The organism is Microbacterium pratiae (assembly GCF_047302165.1).
GTDB lineage: Bacteria > Actinomycetota > Actinomycetes > Actinomycetales > Microbacteriaceae > Microbacterium.
Genome location: NZ_CP154843.1, coordinates 2357416 through 2373677, shown reverse-complemented (window position 1 = coordinate 2373677; position 16262 = coordinate 2357416). Strand labels below are relative to the sequence as shown.

The 16262-nt window shown below is 68.7% G+C and carries 17 protein-coding genes; 6 read left to right on the top strand and 11 right to left on the bottom strand.

Translation table 11 applies throughout. The features are described from left to right. Positions 1-48 precede the first annotated feature (48 nt). The 3 genes from AA0Y20_RS11300 to AA0Y20_RS11290 form a co-directional block, all read right to left on the bottom strand. Entirely contained in the window at positions 49-516 is a 468-nt protein-coding gene (locus AA0Y20_RS11300) for a hypothetical protein (protein WP_412939299.1), read from the bottom strand. A gap of 90 nt (positions 517-606) precedes the next feature. After that, a complete protein-coding gene (locus tag AA0Y20_RS11295) occupies positions 607-912 on the bottom strand; it encodes a hypothetical protein (protein WP_412939298.1) in 306 nt (101 codons plus the stop codon). 63 nt (positions 913-975) lie between these two features. Continuing rightward, positions 976-1827, bottom strand: a complete 852-nt coding sequence (locus AA0Y20_RS11290) for a phosphatase PAP2 family protein (RefSeq protein ID WP_412939297.1) — start codon at positions 1825-1827, stop codon at positions 976-978. Between the two features lie 88 nt (positions 1828-1915). Between AA0Y20_RS11290 and AA0Y20_RS11285 the strand changes: the two genes are divergently transcribed. After that, positions 1916-2833 carry an AEC family transporter gene (locus tag AA0Y20_RS11285; RefSeq protein WP_412939296.1) on the top strand — a complete coding sequence of 306 codons (918 nt, stop codon included), beginning with the start codon at positions 1916-1918 and terminating at the stop codon, positions 2831-2833. A gap of 113 nt (positions 2834-2946) precedes the next feature. Further along, positions 2947-3498 (top strand): HdeD family acid-resistance protein, encoded by a 552-nt coding sequence (locus AA0Y20_RS11280; RefSeq protein ID WP_412939295.1) that lies wholly within the window; start codon positions 2947-2949, stop codon positions 3496-3498. Positions 3499-3510: 12 nt separating this feature from the next. On the opposite strand, the gene AA0Y20_RS11275 is transcribed toward AA0Y20_RS11280, so the two are convergent. Together AA0Y20_RS11275 and AA0Y20_RS11270 are read right to left on the bottom strand one after the other, a co-directional pair. Next, a complete protein-coding gene (locus AA0Y20_RS11275; RefSeq protein ID WP_412939294.1) occupies positions 3511-5493 on the bottom strand; it encodes a prolyl oligopeptidase family serine peptidase in 1983 nt (660 codons plus the stop codon). Positions 5494-5495: 2 nt separating this feature from the next. Further along, positions 5496-6260 (bottom strand): SDR family oxidoreductase, encoded by a 765-nt coding sequence (locus tag AA0Y20_RS11270; RefSeq protein ID WP_412939293.1) that lies wholly within the window; start codon positions 6258-6260, stop codon positions 5496-5498. Between the two features lie 123 nt (positions 6261-6383). Between AA0Y20_RS11270 and AA0Y20_RS11265 the strand changes: the two genes are divergently transcribed. The 4 genes from AA0Y20_RS11265 (at position 6384) to AA0Y20_RS11250 (ending at position 9028) form a co-directional block, all read left to right on the top strand. Continuing rightward, the gene (locus tag AA0Y20_RS11265; protein ID WP_412939292.1) at positions 6384-6869 is read left to right on the top strand and encodes an NfeD family protein; all 486 of its coding nucleotides are present in this window, start codon (positions 6384-6386) and stop codon (positions 6867-6869) included. Beyond that, positions 6862-7788, top strand: coding sequence for an SPFH domain-containing protein (locus tag AA0Y20_RS11260; RefSeq protein ID WP_412939291.1), 927 nt, complete (start codon positions 6862-6864; stop codon positions 7786-7788). Before AA0Y20_RS11265 ends, AA0Y20_RS11260 begins: the two co-directional genes overlap by 8 nt. Beyond that, positions 7785-8555, top strand: a complete 771-nt coding sequence (locus AA0Y20_RS11255) for a glycerophosphodiester phosphodiesterase family protein (protein WP_412939290.1) — start codon at positions 7785-7787, stop codon at positions 8553-8555. The genes AA0Y20_RS11260 and AA0Y20_RS11255 overlap by 4 nt, the downstream gene beginning before the upstream one ends. Positions 8556-8665: 110 nt before the next feature. Further along, a complete protein-coding gene (locus AA0Y20_RS11250) occupies positions 8666-9028 on the top strand; it encodes an RNA polymerase-binding protein RbpA (RefSeq protein WP_412939289.1) in 363 nt (120 codons plus the stop codon). A 51-nt stretch (positions 9029-9079) separates the two neighbouring features. Here the strand turns inward: AA0Y20_RS11250 and lnt are convergent, their stop codons facing one another. From lnt to AA0Y20_RS11220, 6 genes are all read right to left on the bottom strand, one after another. Then, positions 9080-10639, bottom strand: coding sequence for an apolipoprotein N-acyltransferase (lnt, locus tag AA0Y20_RS11245; RefSeq protein WP_412939288.1), 1560 nt, complete (start codon positions 10637-10639; stop codon positions 9080-9082). 10 nt (positions 10640-10649) lie between these two features. Continuing rightward, the gene (locus AA0Y20_RS11240) at positions 10650-13124 is read right to left on the bottom strand and encodes a DEAD/DEAH box helicase (RefSeq protein WP_413331524.1); all 2475 of its coding nucleotides are present in this window, start codon (positions 13122-13124) and stop codon (positions 10650-10652) included. Continuing rightward, on the bottom strand, positions 13121-13900 hold the full coding sequence (gene tatC / locus AA0Y20_RS11235) for a twin-arginine translocase subunit TatC (protein WP_412939286.1): 780 nt from the start codon (positions 13898-13900) through the stop codon (positions 13121-13123). The genes AA0Y20_RS11240 and tatC overlap by 4 nt, the downstream gene beginning before the upstream one ends. Before the next feature lie 66 nt (positions 13901-13966). After that, the gene (locus AA0Y20_RS11230) at positions 13967-14230 is read right to left on the bottom strand and encodes a twin-arginine translocase TatA/TatE family subunit (RefSeq protein WP_412939285.1); all 264 of its coding nucleotides are present in this window, start codon (positions 14228-14230) and stop codon (positions 13967-13969) included. 61 nt (positions 14231-14291) lie between these two features. Beyond that, a complete protein-coding gene (locus AA0Y20_RS11225; RefSeq protein WP_412939284.1) occupies positions 14292-15251 on the bottom strand; it encodes a helix-turn-helix transcriptional regulator in 960 nt (319 codons plus the stop codon). Further along, positions 15248-16249 carry a helix-turn-helix transcriptional regulator gene (locus AA0Y20_RS11220; RefSeq protein WP_412939283.1) on the bottom strand — a complete coding sequence of 334 codons (1002 nt, stop codon included), beginning with the start codon at positions 16247-16249 and terminating at the stop codon, positions 15248-15250. The genes AA0Y20_RS11225 and AA0Y20_RS11220 overlap by 4 nt, the downstream gene beginning before the upstream one ends. Positions 16250-16262 lie beyond the last annotated feature (13 nt).

Genomic DNA, 16262 nt, shown 5'->3' with positions numbered 1-16262 from the left:
TCGGAGAGATCACCCGTCTACGCTACTCCGCTGCCGCGCTGCAGGCGGTCACAGGACGTCTTCGAGGATGAGGTCGCGGAGCGAGCTGCGCCGGAGATCACGCGCTAAGACGACGGTGCCATCGCCGAGGTTGCTCCGGCCGCACAGGTGCTCGGCGATGCGGCTGGCGGCAAGGGCATGATCGTTCTTGCCGTCCAGCACGATCCCGATGGCGGTGAGATCGCGGCCGAGCGAGTTGCTCGAGTGGACGCTTGCGCGGTCGACGAGCTCGCCCGCGAAGACACGCCCTTCAGGCAGCCTCCCCGCCGCCTGGATCACGGCAACGAGGAGTCGGGGGGACAGGCGGCTCAGTTCGTGCTCGAGGAGTGCGTCGATGTCGGCGACGCGTTTATCGAGAGGCTCGTGCGCGGCTTCGGGCAACGACACTCCGAGGGTGAGGGCGTCGGTTCGGTGGTCGGTCGTGGCGACCCGCGTCAGCGCGTCGATGATGTCGGCATCCCAGCCCGCGATGTGCACGGCCGTCTCCCTTCGTCACGCTCGACAAGAGCGACAATGACCAATTACTGTACCAGCTGGACGGTAAAGTTTCCGGTCGCCGCTGCGGTCTCAGCGAGACGCGACGAATACCCGGCCCGGACCGATCGGGATCAGGGGAGGCCGATAGGTGAGGTCGGTGTCGCCGGGCTGCAGCACGGCACGCGCCTCGCCGAAGCGCCACGCGCGGTTGAAGAGGAAGACGGTGATCTCGACGACGTCGTCTTCAGGAACGAGCCAGGTTCCCACGCCCCATTGCGCCGGCTGTCCGCGGCCGCCGATCACGACGGTGGGGCGAGCCGCGGGGATGAGATGGAGTGCCGGCCGGCGGAGCTCGAGAGTGACGCGGCGTCCCGGACGCGTGGTCGCCATGTTCATCAGGTCATTCAACCAAAGGGAGAGGGCTCGCTCGGTCGACCTGACATAATGTGCATTATCGGATTACGCTGATCTGGCGAACGTCCTGCTCACGTTCCGTGCTGATGGCGTCCCGCTGCTCACCGCAAGAGCTCCCAGAACCGTGGAGATGATCGTCGCCACCGTGAGAACCGCTGTCGCCAGCGTGCGTTCCGAACCCGCCGCGTACGAAGCGCTCAACGCGACGGCCGCGAACGCCGCACCGATGATCAACACGGGTGCCAGGCCGCGCAGTCGACGCTGAGCGCCGCTCAGCACGGCGGCCGCCTGCCCGCGACGGTGACGCGCCACCGTGACGATCAGCGCGGCGATGGTGCACCAGAAGCCCACCACGAGGCTTGCGGTGACGACGTCGCTGGGTCGATGCCAACCGGCCGCGATGACGCCCATGCCTGCCACGGCCGCCCACACGACCAGCACGGGCGCGAGCACGAGCTTCATCCGATGGGGTGCCGCGAACAGCGCGGCACACGCGGCCGCGATGGCGATCGTCGCGTGTCCCGACGGCAGCGAGTTCCCGTACGCGCCCCAGCCGCTCGCCAGATCGGGCCGGGCGATCACCTCGTTCTTGAGCACTTGTGTGACGACGCTGGCGCCGACGAAGACGACCGACGCCGCCGCGGCCTCCGCGAATCGCCGACGGAGAATGGCCGCGATGATGCTGACGAGCATCGTGACGGCGGCGACGATGAGGATGTAGTTGGCACTGATGTGCTGCGCAGCACGCAGAACGGGGTTGCTCGAGGCGGTCGTCGCGACCATCGCAGCTTGGTCCGCGTGCTGACCCGTTGCCGTGAACACGCACACCAGGACCGTCACCGCGATGGCTGCCAGCTGGACTCCCGCCAGCTGCAGGTAGCGCACGCTGCGCTTCATGCCGATCACCTCGCTCTCGCCGTCGATCCACCGTACGAAGTCGAGCCTGTGAGCGGGGTCAACACGCCCACTCCCCTAGGCTCGAAGGGTGCAGGTCGTGACCGGATTCGTCGTCGTCGGAGTCGCGATCGTCGTCGGCTACATCATCGGCCGCATCGATCTGCTGGGCCCGCACGGTCGCCCCGTGCTCGCACGCCTCATCTTCTTCGTCCTGTCGCCGTTCCTGATGTTCGTGGTCCTCTCGCAAGCGGACGTGTCGACGCTGTTCTCCGCGCTGCTACCCGTGTCGGCGATCGCCGCGGTGTCGATGTTCGTCGTCTACGCGTTGATCGCCCGCCTCGTGTGGCGTCGCTCGGTCGGTGAGACCCTCATCGGCATGCTCTCGGCCGGGCAGGTGAACTCGAACAACATCGGGATCCCGCTGTCGCTCTACCTGCTCGGCTCCGCGGCCCTGCCCGCGCCCGTGATCCTCATGCAGCTGATCGTGTTCACTCCCATCACGATGGCCGTACTCGAGGCCGTCACGACCGGTCAGCGTCGGCCGCTGCCGATCCTGAAGCGGACCTTCGGCAACCCCATCGTCATCGCATCCGTCGGGGGCGTGATCGTGTCGGTGACGGGGCTCGAACTGCCACCGATCGTGCTCGATCCGCTGCAGCTCATCGCCGACGCCTGCGTCCCGGTGCTGCTCATCGCGTACGGGATGTCGCTGCACGGGCAACGTGTCCTGTCGGCGTCCGGGCGGCGCCGCGACATCCTCCTGGCGTCCGGACTCAAGCTCGTCGCCATGCCTCTCGTCGCCTGGGCAGTGGCGGCCTTCGTGTTCGGCCTCTCCCCCGCCGACACGCTCGCCGTGACCGTCCTCGCCGCCCTCCCGACCGCGCAGAACGTCTTCAACTTCGCGCAGCGCTACGACATCGGCGAGACGATCTCGCGAGACACGGTCTTCCTGACCACTCTGGGATGCGTGCCGATCCTGCTGGCCGCGACCATCCTCCTCGGCTGATCCCGCCCTCGTCGGGTGTTCCGGTGCTGCCTCGACCGCCCTGACAACGCTTCCGGGCGTCCACTAGCGTTGGGCAGAACGGGAGCACGAGGCTCTCGTGGAGGAGGACTGTCATGACGAGTACGGAGAACGTCGCCGGAAGGTTCGTCAGATCGCTGCGGACGTCGTTCATCGTCGCCGGCATCCTGACGCTGATCCTCGGTCTGCTCATCCTCATCTGGCCGGGCCGCACGGCACAGGTCCTGACCGGCATCATTGCCGCCTACGCGATCATCGCGGGTGTCATCTACGCGGCGCTCGGGATCTTCTCGCGCACCAAGCGCGGTTGGGCGCGCGTGGGACACATCGCCCTCGGGGTGTTCTTCGTGATCGTCGGCATCGTGGCGTTCGCCAACCTCGCCGCCTTCACGGTGTCGTTCGCGATCTTCCTCGGTGTGCTGGTGGGGATCACCTGGATCGTCGAGGGAGCGGTCTCGCTCTCGGTCGTGAGTGAGTCGTCGTCGCGAGGCTGGACGATCGCGTTCGCGATCCTCTCGATCATCGCCGGCGTGATGCTGCTGTTCACGCCGCTGTGGGGAGTCCTCGTGCTCTGGTGGCTGCTCGGCATCTCCGCAGTGGCGCTCGGCATCGTCAACATCATCCGAGGGCTGTCGTTCCGCCCCTGACGGGCGAGGGCGTCACACCGGAAGGTGCCGCCCCCACCAGTCGAGGATGGCCTCGAACCGCTCCACGCGGTGACGGGGCCGTCCCGAGCGGGTGAGCTCGTGGTCTTCACCGGGGAACACGAGCAGCTCGGCCTCCGTGCCCTGGCGGCGCAACGCCGTGTAGTACCGCGTCGCCTGCTCCAAGGGGCATCGGTAGTCCAGCTCGGAGTGGAGCACGAGCGTGGGCGTGGTGACCCGGTCGACGACGGCCATCGGGCTCTGCGCCCGGATCGCCTCGGGATCGGTGCCGACGTACTCGTCGCCGAAGAACGATCCGATGTCGCTCGTGCCCGCGAATGTCTCGGGATCGAGGAACCCGCGCTCGACGATGGCCGCCGCGAACCGGTGGTCGTGCGCGATCGTCCAGGCGGTGAGGTAGCCGCCGTACGAGCCGCCCATGATGCCGACGCGGTCGCGGTCGAGTCGCGTGTCCGACTCCACCGCGCCGTCGAGGAATGCGAGGACGTCGACGAGGTCGTCGGTTCCCATGCGCCCCCGGATGCTGCGCCCATGGGCGCGTCCGTAGCCGGCACTCCCCCGCGGGTTGCAGTAGACGACGGCATAGCCCGCGTCGACGAGAACCTGCGTCTCGTCGAAGAGATGGATGCCGTACGAGGCGTACGGGCCGCCGTGGATCTGCAGCAGGACCGGGAACGGCCCATCACCCGCGGGCGTCGCGACCCAGCCGTGCACGGGATATCCGTCGGGCGCCGTCACCTCGAGCTCGCGCGGCAGCACCGTGCCGGCACGACTGGCGCCGTCGCCGAATGCCGTGAGCAGCCGCGCTTCCACACCCTCGGAGTCGAGGAGGAGAATCTCACCCGCCGACCGGCTGGTGGCGACAGCGCAGACGATCCGCTCGCCCGCCGCATCCGCGCCGTGGCCGACGACTTCCACGCCGCCGCGGAGACGAGCGACGTCGCCATCGCGTGAGACGCGGAGCAGGTGCACCTCGCCGCGGGCGCGGTTCTGCACCAGGAAGTCGTCACCGACAGCCGTGATGTGCGAGCCCACTTCGCCGAGGTCGATGGTCTCGGGATCGGTGAGTCGACGCGGCTCATCCCCATCGACGACCCACAGCGCCACGCCGGGCGCGACGAAGTCGATCCCGCCGGGACCGGCATCGGAGGCCAGGATGGCGATGGTGCCGTCCGGGGCGACCGCGACGTCCGAGATCGACAGGACCGGCGGGACGATCACGCGCTCCCCCGTCCCGTCGACACGCACCGCGACGAGCGGCGAGCGGAGGTCGCGGTGCTCGTGCTCGATCTCGTCGGTCGTCGTGAGGATCTCCGCACCGTCGGCGGTGAATACGACCCCGTCGTGCGAGACCGCTCCCGAGGTGAGCTGCCGTGCCTCTGCGGGGACCCGCTTCGGGTCGGCGGAAGACGAGGACTGCGGATCGGGTGCGGGAGCGTAAGCGGGCTCGGAATCGAGATCCGGTGCCGCGACCACGAAGAGATGCGCCGGACGGTCGGCGATGTACCCGAGACCGTTCGCGTGCCACCGGATGCCGGTGATGCGTCGAGGCGACTCCGCCTCGGGGCCGAGCCCGTCCACCGTGCCGTACCGGCCGTGCTCGGGAACCCGCGCGGTGTAGGCGAGGAGATCGCCCGCGGGCGACCAAGCGAATGATCCGACACCGAGGGGCGCGTCGGTGACCTGGACCGGCTCAGAGCCGGACGACGCGATCACGTGGACCTGGGGCTTGCCGTCGGCGTCGCCGCGGAGGAACGCGATGCGGAGGTCGTCCGGTGAGAGCTGCGGCGAGGTGTCCGCGGTTCCGCGGGTCAGCCGGTGGGGCTCACCCGCCGGCAGATCGATACGCCACAACTGCCCGACGTTCCGGTTGGCCGCGAGATCGGGACGCGACGTCGCGAACACGGAGAAGGACCCATCCGTTGCCACCGCGGGACGGCCGACGGAGACCAGGGCTTCGATGTCGGTGGGGCGCATGCTCACTCTCCGCCGAAGGCCGAGGTGTCTCCGACGAGACGGGTGTTGTCCGAAGGGATCGGCTCGACAGCCGCGAGTGCGATCTCCGCGGCGAACTCCGAGACGTTGTAGAGCTTCCCGGCGGACTCGCGACGGGTCTCGATCGCGCCCGGGTTCGCGCGCTCGAGCAGCGTCGCCGTGATCGTTCCCTCGATCATGTCGCCCGACACGACGACGAAACCGATCCCGCGCTCGGTGAGCTCGCCGATGCGCTCGCGCAGTGCGTCTTCGCCCGCGCGCTTGGACAGGGCGACAGCCTCGTACTCGGGCATCGTCGGCGTGGTACGGATGAAGTGAGCCTGGTGACTCGTGACGAACACGACCCGCGAGCCGTCCTCGAGCAGCGGGAGCGCCGCGTCGAGGGTGCCGATCTGCGCGTCGCGGTTGAGAGTGAGGGCGTAGTCCTCGGCCATGCCGCCCTCCATGCCGCCCGACGCGTTCAACACGAGCAGATCGAGGTGGCCGAACGTCTCGCGGACGGCCGCGAACATCTCGTCGACCGACGCGCGATCGGTGAGGTCGGCGCCCACGACGAGGACGTCGCCGCCGAGCTCCCGAAGCTCGGCGGCGAGCTTCTCGGCACGGGGCGCCTTGTTGCGGAAGTTGATGACGACGTTCGCCCCTGCCTGTGCGAGGTAGCGAGCCGTGTCCGCGCCGATGCCGCGCGATGATCCGGTCACCAGTGCCGTGCGACCGGTGAGGGTTCCGGTGGGAAGGGGCTGAGTCATGGGGCGCTCCTGCGGGGAAGAAAGGCTGTCGGCGCGGCGGACCGCCGGCACCGGACGAGCCTATCAACCGGCCCGGATCGCACCCTCGACTGCTAGGTTCGGAGGAGAGACGAAGGAGCGCCGATGTTGCCCGATCTCACGCAATACCTGTGGATCGCGTGGCTCGTCCTCGCGCTGATCTTCGTCATCGTCGAGCTGCTGACACTCGAGTTCACGTTCCTGATGCTCGCCGGGGGCACGCTGGTCGGCGGCCTCGGTACGAACCTCCTGTCTGCTCCGTGGTGGCTGCAGGTCGCTGCTGCGGCTGCCGTCTCGGCGCTGCTGCTGTTCACCATCCGGCCGCTCCTGCTGCGGGCGCTGCACCGCAGCAGTCAGCACATACCGACGAACGTCGACGCCCTGGCCGGCCTCGGCGCCCGCGTCCTCGTCCCGTTCGTCGACGGGGCGGGATCCGTCAAGCTCGACAACGGCGAGACGTGGACCGCCCGTCTCGTCGACGACCAGGCGGAGGTCTCCGTGGGCTCCCGTCTCGTGGTGCGCGCCGTCCGTGGCGCGACGGTCGAAGTCATCTCCCCCTCCCCCGATTCGAAGGAGAACACCCGTGGTTGACGTCGGCGCTTTCGTGGGGCAGATCTTCGTGATCGTGCTGCTCGTCGTTCTCGCGATCTTCGTGATCGTCGTGCTGTTCCGCTCGATCCGCATCATCCCGCAGGCGTACGCGGGCGTGGTCGAACGGCTCGGTCGCTACCAGCGCACGCTCGCCCCCGGTCTGAACCTCCTGGTGCCGTTCATCGACCGGGTCCTGCCCCTCGTCGACATGCGCGAACAGGTCGTGTCGTTCCCGCCGCAGCCGGTCATCACCGAGGACAACCTCGTGGTCTCGATCGACACCGTCGTGTACTTCCAGGTGACCGACGCCCGTGCCGCGACGTACGAGATCAACAACTACCTCGGAGCCGTCGAGCAGCTGACGACCACGACGCTGAGAAACGTCGTGGGCGGCCTGAACCTCGAGGAGGCTCTGACGAGCCGCGACAACATCAACGGGCAGCTGCGCATCGTGCTCGATGAGGCGACCGGCAAGTGGGGCATCCGTGTCTCGCGCGTCGAGCTGAAGGCGATCGATCCGCCTGTCTCGATCCAGGACTCGATGGAGAAGCAGATGCGGGCCGAGCGTGACCGCCGCGCCGCCATCCTCACGGCGGAGGGGTCGAAGCAGTCGCAGATCCTGGAGGCCGAGGGCCGTCGCCAGGCAGAGATCCTGAAGGCCGAGGGCGACAAGCAGGCACAGATCCTGCGCGCCGAGGGCGAGTCCGCAGCGATCCAGTCGGTCTTCCAGGCGATCCACGACGGCAACCCCGACGACAAGCTGCTCGCCTATCAGTACCTGCAGACTCTCCCGAAGATCAGCGACAGCGCGTCGAGCAAGCTCTGGATCATCCCCAGCGAGTTCACCGAGGCCCTCAAGAGCATGAGTGCCGGGTTCTCGGCGCGTCGTGACGACCGGCCGGCGCCGCCCGCACCGTGACGCACGCGTACTTCGAATCGGGTCGCCCCCGGATCTTCGCGCATCGCGGATTCGTGCCGCCCGATTCCGAGGGGATCGTCGAGAACACGTTCGCCGCTTTCGCGGCGGCGCACGCCCTGGGCGTCCGCTACGTCGAGTCGGACTGCCATGTGAGCGCAGACGGCACTGTGATCCTCTTTCACGACGCCGACCTCTCGCGGGTCGCCGGAGACCCGCGAGAGGTCGCGGAGGTCGGAGACCGCGAGCTCGAGGACCTCATGGCCGACCGGGGCGGTCTCGTGACGCTCGCGCAGGCGCTCGAGGCGTTCCCGTCGCTGTTCTTCAATCTCGACGTGAAAGCCGAAGCGGCGGCGGACAGGGTCGGGGCGCTCGTGGCGCCGCACGCGGATCGCGTTCTGCTCACGAGCTTCTCGGAGAAGACGCGAAAGAAGGCTCTTCGAGCCGCGCGCGCTGCCGGAGGACGGCCCGCCACATCGGCCGGAACGGTCCGGATCGCGGCCCTCGTCGTCGCCGTCGCGTCAGGTGTGCCATGGTTGATAGGTCGTGCGTTGCGCGGCATCGACGCGGTACAGGTTCCCGAGCGCCGGGGCCCGGTTCGCGTCGTCTCCCCCCGAATGATCCGCGCGGTCCACCGTGCGGGCGTCGAGATGCACGTCTGGACGATCAACGACGCAGACAGCATGAGACGCCTGCTCGCGGCCGGCGTCGACGGCATCGTCACGGATCGGGCCGACCGGGCGTTGACCGTCGCGGCGGGAGAGCGCTGAATACTCCGACACGCTGAACATCGGCTGTGAAACCCCGATGTCCAGCCGTTGTTCGGATGATGCACACAGCCGCGCACGTTACAACTGATAGCCGACGAGAGGACCACACAATGGCAGACCGCAGCTTGCGCGGCATCCGACTCGGCGCCTCGAGCCTACAGAGCGAAGAGGGCGTCGTCTTTCACGACCGGGTCAACCACACGTACGTGTGTTCGCGCTGTGAGCACGAGACCGTCATGACGTTCGCCGCCGACGCGGAAGCGCCGGAGACCTGGGAGTGCCGCGCATGCGGCGCCGAGGCTCTGCTGCGCGTGGGCGACGGTGTCGTCGAGGTCGATCACTCGGGCGACAAGGCCGCTCGCACCCACTGGGACATGCTGCTCGAGCGCCGCACGATCCCCGAGCTCGAAGAACTGCTCGAGGAGCGTCTCGCGATGCTCCGCGAGCGTCGCGGCTCCCGTTTGAGCGCCTGAGCCTCCAGCTCCGCGCGACATGCCGTCGGTCCTTCGGGACCGACGGCATTCTCATGCTCCCGGCAGAGAGCGCGACCGGCGCCGCTTGATCGCGAGAGCCACGCCGCACGCCACGAGGGCCAGCACGCTCCCCCAGCCGATCACGACCTGCACGGCACCCCCGACGAGGACCGCGGGAGTGAGGCCGGTGCGGAGCGGGACCTCGGTGATCATCGCGCCGGCCTCGGCAGCGGGCAGGCCGTCCAGCTCCGTGCCGTCGGGCGCGATGACCTGACTCGTCCCCACGGTCGAGATGTTGACGACCGCGCGGCCGGTCTCGATGGCCCGCATGCGCGCGAACGCGAGCTGCTGGAGGTTCTCGTCGGTGTCACGGAAATCCGCATTGTTCGTCTGGAAGACGTAGAGCTGGGCGCCGTCGCGCGCGCCCGCCCAGATGACGTCGTCGTACAGCACGTCGAAGCAGATCGCGAGTCCCACACCGACCCCGGACACGTCCATGAACGGCGCATTGGTGCCGGGGGTGTATTCGCGCTGGATGAGACCGATGAGATCCGGCACGATCAGCTCGAAGAACCAGCGATCGGGCACGTACTCCCCCATCGGGACCGGGCGCGACTTGTCATGGATAGCGACAGGGTTCTCGGCGCCCGCCTCCCAGAGCATCGAGGTGTTGTACACGTCTTCGCCGCGCTGCGTGGCGGCGTTGACCAGCAGCGGCGCGTCGACGCGCTGCGACAGCCGGTCGAGGGTGTCGGCGACCGATGCGTTGGAGAGCGGGTCGGCGTCGATTCCGCCTTCGGGCCACACGAGCAGGTCCATGGGCTCGTCGATGATGGGCTGCGTGGCGGCGAGCTGTGAACGCAGCACGTCGTACGGCTCGTGCGGGTCGAAGTACCCGGTGGGGCCGTTGCCCTGAACCGAACCGACCCGGTAGGTCCCGGCATCCGTCGTCGGGAAGGCGGGAACGGCGACGAGCGCGAGTGCGACGACGACCGCCGGCATCACCGTGCGCACATCGCGCAGGCGGCCGACGCGCAGCCATTCGATGACGGCCGCTGTGACGAACACCATGAGGAACGTCAGGCCCGTCACGCCCGTCCAGGAGGCGATGTGTGCCAGCGGGCTCTCGGATTGGCTCATCCCGATGCGGCCCCAGGGGAACCCGGTGTAGGGCCACGAGCCCATGAACAGCTCGCGGGCCGTCCACAGACCCGCGACGAGGGTCGGCAGCGCGATCAGGCGGGCCCCATCCCCCGGCAGCAGCCGCGGGAGCCAGCGATAGGCGAGCGCGATCGGGATAGAACCGACCGCGAAGAAGACGGTCTCGATGCCGGCGAGGCCGAACCACGGAAGCGGACCGAGGTAGCGGGTGATCCAAGAGATGTGGATGAAGTAGAACGATGCGCCGAAGACCGCCCCGACGGCGACCGCGCCCCACGCCGAGCGTCCGATGAGCCCGACGAGCGCGAACGCGACGCCGACGAACGCCAGTGGCCACCACCCGATGTCGGGGAATGCGGCATCCAGGACCGCCCCGCCGACGACGGCACCGATGAGTGCCAGCCACAGGGGAATCAGTGGCCGCGTCGCGGCCGGGGACGAGTCGGGCACGTCAACGAGCCTAAACGCCGGAATAGGCGACGATGCCTCGACGGATGGCGTCGAGTGCGGCACGTGCCGTGCGAGCCAGATCGGCGTCTGCGACGAGCGAGAGCTGATCGAGGAGGTCGATCGTCTGCTTGGTCCACCGGACGAAGTCGCCCGCGGCCATGTCGGCCTCGAGCAGGACACGGTCGAGCATGACGCCACGCGCCCAGGAGTGCATCGCCTTCGCCAGGCCCGTCGCGACGGGCTCGGTGCCCGGCAGACGGTGATCCTTCTCGAGATCGTCCAGCACGGCCCACAGCTCCTGGGTCTCGGCCAACGCGGTGCGGAAGGCTCCCCGCGGCAGGCCGTACTCGCCGGGGCCGTCGCCCTCTCGGCGCGGCTCGTAGACGAGGCTGCAGGCCAGCGCCGCGAGACCCGCGGGGTCGAGGTCGCGCCAGAGCCCCCGGCGGAGCGACTCGGCGACGAGGAGGTCGCGTTCGCCGTAGATCCGCCGCATCGTCGCACCAGCCGCGGTGAGCGACGTCGCACCGTCCGCGTCGACCACGACGTAGTCGAGTGCGGTCAGGACGTCGACCACGCGGTCGAACACGCGCGCGACGGTACCGGTGCGTGCGTCGATCTGCTGCCGCACCTTCTGCACGTCGCGTCGCAACCGCCAGTAGCGCTCGGCCCAGCGGGCGTGATGCTCGCGGTCGGGGCAGTCGTGGCAGGGATGCCGCTGCATCCGCTTCCGGAGTGCGGCCATCTGCTCCTGCCGCCGCTGGCGGATGCGGGCCGGCGCGGTCCGGTCGTTTCGATTGAGCTTCTCGAGGTCGGTGAGCTCACGTCGGATGCCCGAGTACTCCGCGAAGTCGCCGCGTTCGCAGGTCATGGAGCGGGCGTACCCGTCGAGCGTCTGCTCCTTCTCCTTCACCTGACGTGCGAGTCCGACCACCGAGCGATCGGCCTGGAACTGAGCGAACGACGACTCCAGGATCTCGCGCGCCCGATCGCGTCCGAAGCGATCGATGAGGTTCACGGCCATGTTGTACGTGGGGCGGAAGCTGGAGTTCAGCGGATAGGTGCGTCGCGACGCCAGCGAGGCGACGGCCTGAGGATCGAGACCTTCGCTCCACTGGATGACCGCATGTCCCTCGACGTCGATGCCTCGACGACCGGCACGCCCGGTCAGCTGGGTGTACTCGCCCGAGGTGATGGCGACGCGCGCCTCGCCGTTGAACTTCTCCAGCTTCTCGAGCACGACCGTTCGGGCGGGCATGTTGATGCCGAGGGCCAGCGTCTCGGTCGCGAACACCGCTTTCACCAGCTTGCGCTGGAACAGCTCCTCGACGACCTCTTTGAACGCCGGCAGCATGCCCGCATGGTGCGCCGCGATCCCCCGCTCGAGGTTGTCTCGCCATTCCGTGTATCCGAGGACGGCGAGATCCTCCTCCGTGAGGGCACGCGTGCGCCGATCGACGATCGCGCGGATCTCCGCGCGCTCCTCCGCGCTCGTCAAGCGCAGCCCGGAGCGGCGCACCTGCTGCACCGCACCGTCGCAGCCCGCCCGGCTGAAGATGAAGAAGATGGCGGGAAGCAGGTTGGCACGCCCGAGCAGCTCGACGACAGCGGGACGATCGATGCGCTCGAGGCGCTGCAGCGCCGCGGGACGAGGCGGTGCGGAGCCCCCGCGGTGCTTGCGATGGGCTTCGCGTCCTCCTCCACTGCGGTAAGCGTGCGCGCGGCGGTTGTTCTCATAGCGCTGGCCCTGCGGCGACCGCAGCCGGGTGAGCTCCTGATTGACCTGGGCCGTCGCGACCCCGGCCCGGTCGTCGAACAGCGGCAGGAGGTCGCCCCGCACCAGCACATGCTGCTCGAGGGGCACGGGGCGGATCTCGGACACGACGACCGCGGTGTCGCCGCGGACCGTGTCGAGCCAATCGCCGAACTCTTCCGCATTCGAGACCGTCGCCGAGAGCGCCACCATGCGCACCGACGGGTGGAGGTGGATGATGACCTCTTCCCACACGGCCCCGCGGAATCGGTCAGCGAGGTAGTGGACCTTGTCCATGACGACGTAACGGAGTCCCCGCAAGGCCGGCGAGTCGGCGTAGAGCATGTTGCGGAGCACCTCGGTGGTCATGACCACGATGCGCGCATTGCCGTTGATGTTGGTGTCGCCGGTCAGGAGCCCGACCTCGTCCTCGCCGTAGACGTCGACGAGCTCCCGGAACTTCTGGTTCGACAGAGCCTTCATCGGCGTCGTGTAGAAGGCCTTCGTGTCGGGTTCGAGCATCGCGAGGTGCATCGCGAACTCGCCCACGATCGTCTTGCCGGCCCCGGTCGGCGCGGCGACGAGAACACTCCTGCCGTCCTCGAGCGCGTGGCAGCCTGCGACCTGGAACGGATCGAGGTCGAAGCGCTGCATGTCGGCGAAGGCCGCGGTCAGCGGATGCGCACGCGCGGACTGAGCCGCCAGGAAGCGCTCGGCCGGGCTGATGTCGCTCACGGGAGCGGGTCGGTCGTCGGGGGCGGGCCGGGAACGGTGAGCTCGGGTGCGCGACGCGACCGTCGCAGGTCGAGCAGGAGGGAGAGACCCGCAGCGGCGAAGTACAGCACGGTCAGGATCGACGCGAGCATCAGCATGCTCACGATGTCGGCGGCGGGTGTCGCAAGGCCGGAGAAGACGACGGCGATGAGAATGGCGACGCGCCACCCCTTGAGGATCGCCTTTCCGCTCATGATCCCGGCGAAGTTCAGCGCCACGAGGAAGACGGGGATGATGAACGCGACGCCGACCACGAGCAGGAGCTTGAAGACGAAGTCGTAGTAGTACTTGCCTTCGTAGAAGTTCGCCGACGACTCCGGCGAGAACGTCGCCATGATCTCGACGATATGCGGCATCACGAGCCAGCCGGTGTAGACACCCGCGAAGAAGAGCGGCACGGCGGCCGACACGAAGCCGATCGTGTAGCGGACTTCTTTGCGCGTCAGCCCGGGCATCAGGAAGGCCCAGATCTGCCAGAGCCAGATCGGCGCGGACAGGATGATGCCGACCGAGAAGGAGATGCGCAGCCGCATGTCGAACGGGCCGGTGATGGTCGAGTACATCAGCTTGACGGCTTCGGTGTCACCGCGTTGCTCTGCGACGACCCGGATCGGCTCGGTCATCGCCCAGATGATCCAGTCGGTGAGGAAGAACGACACCACCATCGACACCACGAGCGCGAGCGCCGAGATGATCAGGCGTCGCCGAAGCTCGACGAGGTGCTGCCCGAGGGACATGCGCTTGTCGCGCCGGGGCGCACCGTCCGCCCCTGAGCGCGTGCGCTCAGCCGTCACCACGCGGGATCAGGGGGTGGGAGCTGCGGGACCGCTCTTGGGGTCCGCAGGCTTCTCGACGGGTGCGACGTCAGCGGTCGTCGAGGTGGCGGTGCCGGCGGTGGCGGTGCCGGCGGTGGCATCGTCGTCCTTCATGGCCTTCATCTCGCCCTTGAAGATGCGGGCGGACTGTCCCATGCTCTTCGCCAGTGCCGGCAGCTTCGCGGCGCCGAAGAGCAGCAGAATGACGATGAGTAGGATCCACAGGTGCGGACCTGCGAACAGATTGCTCATTGAGTCTCCTCATCGATGGTTTCGCACAGTCTAACCCCCGGGGCCAGTGCGGGAGCCCGCTTCAGCGGTACTGATCCAGCGCCGCCTGAGCCCAATCGCGAGCTGCCCGGCGGGCCTCCGGCGGGGCGACGACCTCGACGGTTCCGCCGCTGCGAGCGACCAGGCGCTTGAGTGAGCGCGGGTCGGCGACCCGGATGCGGGCGGTGCGCGTGCCGCCCTCCTCGAGCACCTGGGCGTTGGCGATGAACTCCCCGATGATCGATGTCGCATGCGCCGGATACCGGATCTCCGCGACGACCTCGTCGTCGCCCGGCTCGAACAGGCCGGGCACGGGCTCCGACGAGTGGACGGCCGGGATGTCGGTGAGCGCAGGCGCGGTGACGCGGTCGAGGTGGAAGGTGCGCATGGCGCGCCTGGTGTGACACCACCCCTGGAGATACCACTGACCGGCGGAAGTCGTCACCTTCACGGGATCCACGGTGCGCGTGGTCGGCTGCGCATCCGGCGCGGTGTAGGTGAAGGCGAGGGCGACCTGTGAGCGGAGGGCTCGCGCGACCGTCTCGCGCACATCGTCGACAGGCCCGGGTGCGACGATGACGTCCGCGGGGGTCTGCCCCGCACCGCGCGCGAGCTTCGCCAGGAGTCCCTGCACCACGCCGCTGTCGCCGACTCCCGGAACCGCGGCGGCGAGTTGGAGTCCGGCGAGCAGCGCCGCCGCCTCGCGCGCGGTGAGCCGAGGGGAACGCTCGAGGCCCACGGTGTTCGTGATCACGATCCGGTCCTCGCGGTCGAGGAGGTCCCAGTCGATGTCGAACAGATCGTTCGCCATCTGCCAGAAGCCGCCCTCGCCGGGGAGACCGATGACCGTCAGCTTCTCGACCATCGCGCGCATCTGCTGCGGTTCGACGTCGAAATCGCGCGCGGCATCGGTCACCGTCACCTCGCCCTGCGCGATGAGGTACGGGACGAGCTGGAGGATCAGGGCGGCGCGATCGGTGGCCACGACCGGCTGCGCGGTCATGACGCCACCGCTGACCGGTCACGAGCCGTGCGCAGCCTGCGCACGACGGCATCCCTCAGCTCGTCCGGTTCGAGGACCATCACCTCAGGGCCGTAGGAGGCGAGTTCGTCGGCGAAGACCTCGAGGTCGACGTAGGGCACCTCGAGGCGACGACCGCCGGCTGTGCCGGGACGAGCGCGGCGCCGAAGGCGCAACTCCGCCTCGGTCCCCGGCACGACGGTCACCGCCGCATTCTGGCGGACGGCGACGTCACGAAGGCCCGCTAGCGCCCGTTCCCCGGCGCCGGCCCGGAGCGACTCGTCGAAAACCTGTCGTGTCACGACGACCTCACCGAGGATCCGCGAGAGCAGGAAGGTCCGCTCGGCCTCGACACCGGTGTCCCACCCGAAGAGGTGCCAGCGCGCCTCGTATTCGACGAGCGCGAGCGGGCGTACTCGCCGACGCCGAGGACGCTCGGAACCGGGACGCAGATAGTCGAACTCGACCTCGCGGGCCTGCTCGATCGCTCGCTGGAGCGGGAGGAACGCCGCGTCGTGCAGATCGAGCCGCGGAGCGAACCCGATGATCGGCTCGTCCACCTCGATGCCGAGCGATCGGATCTTCCGAAGTCCCGATCGAGCCCCCGCCGACAGCGTGTGCTCGCCCCAGACTCCCCCGGCCAGAGTGAGCACGGCGAGCTCGGCCGGGGTGAAGGTGATGTCTGCCGGCAGCTCGTACTCGGTCGGGGGGATGCGGTAACGCGCCTCGCGAAGGTCGTCCGGGTCGGCGTAGTCGCCGATCGTCTCGATCGGTACGCCGAGGCCGCGCAGGTTCTCTTTGTCGCGTTCGAACATCTTCTCGAGCGCCTCGCGTCGTGCCCCGGACTCGGCCTGTTCGCGGTAGCCCGACACGGACCCGAGGATCGTGTCCTTCGTGACGCCCTGCTCGGTCGCCATGAGGGCGACGACCAGATTGACCAGGCGTTCCTCGGGCGGAACGCGATGGGGCGTGACGGACATGCGTTCGATTCTA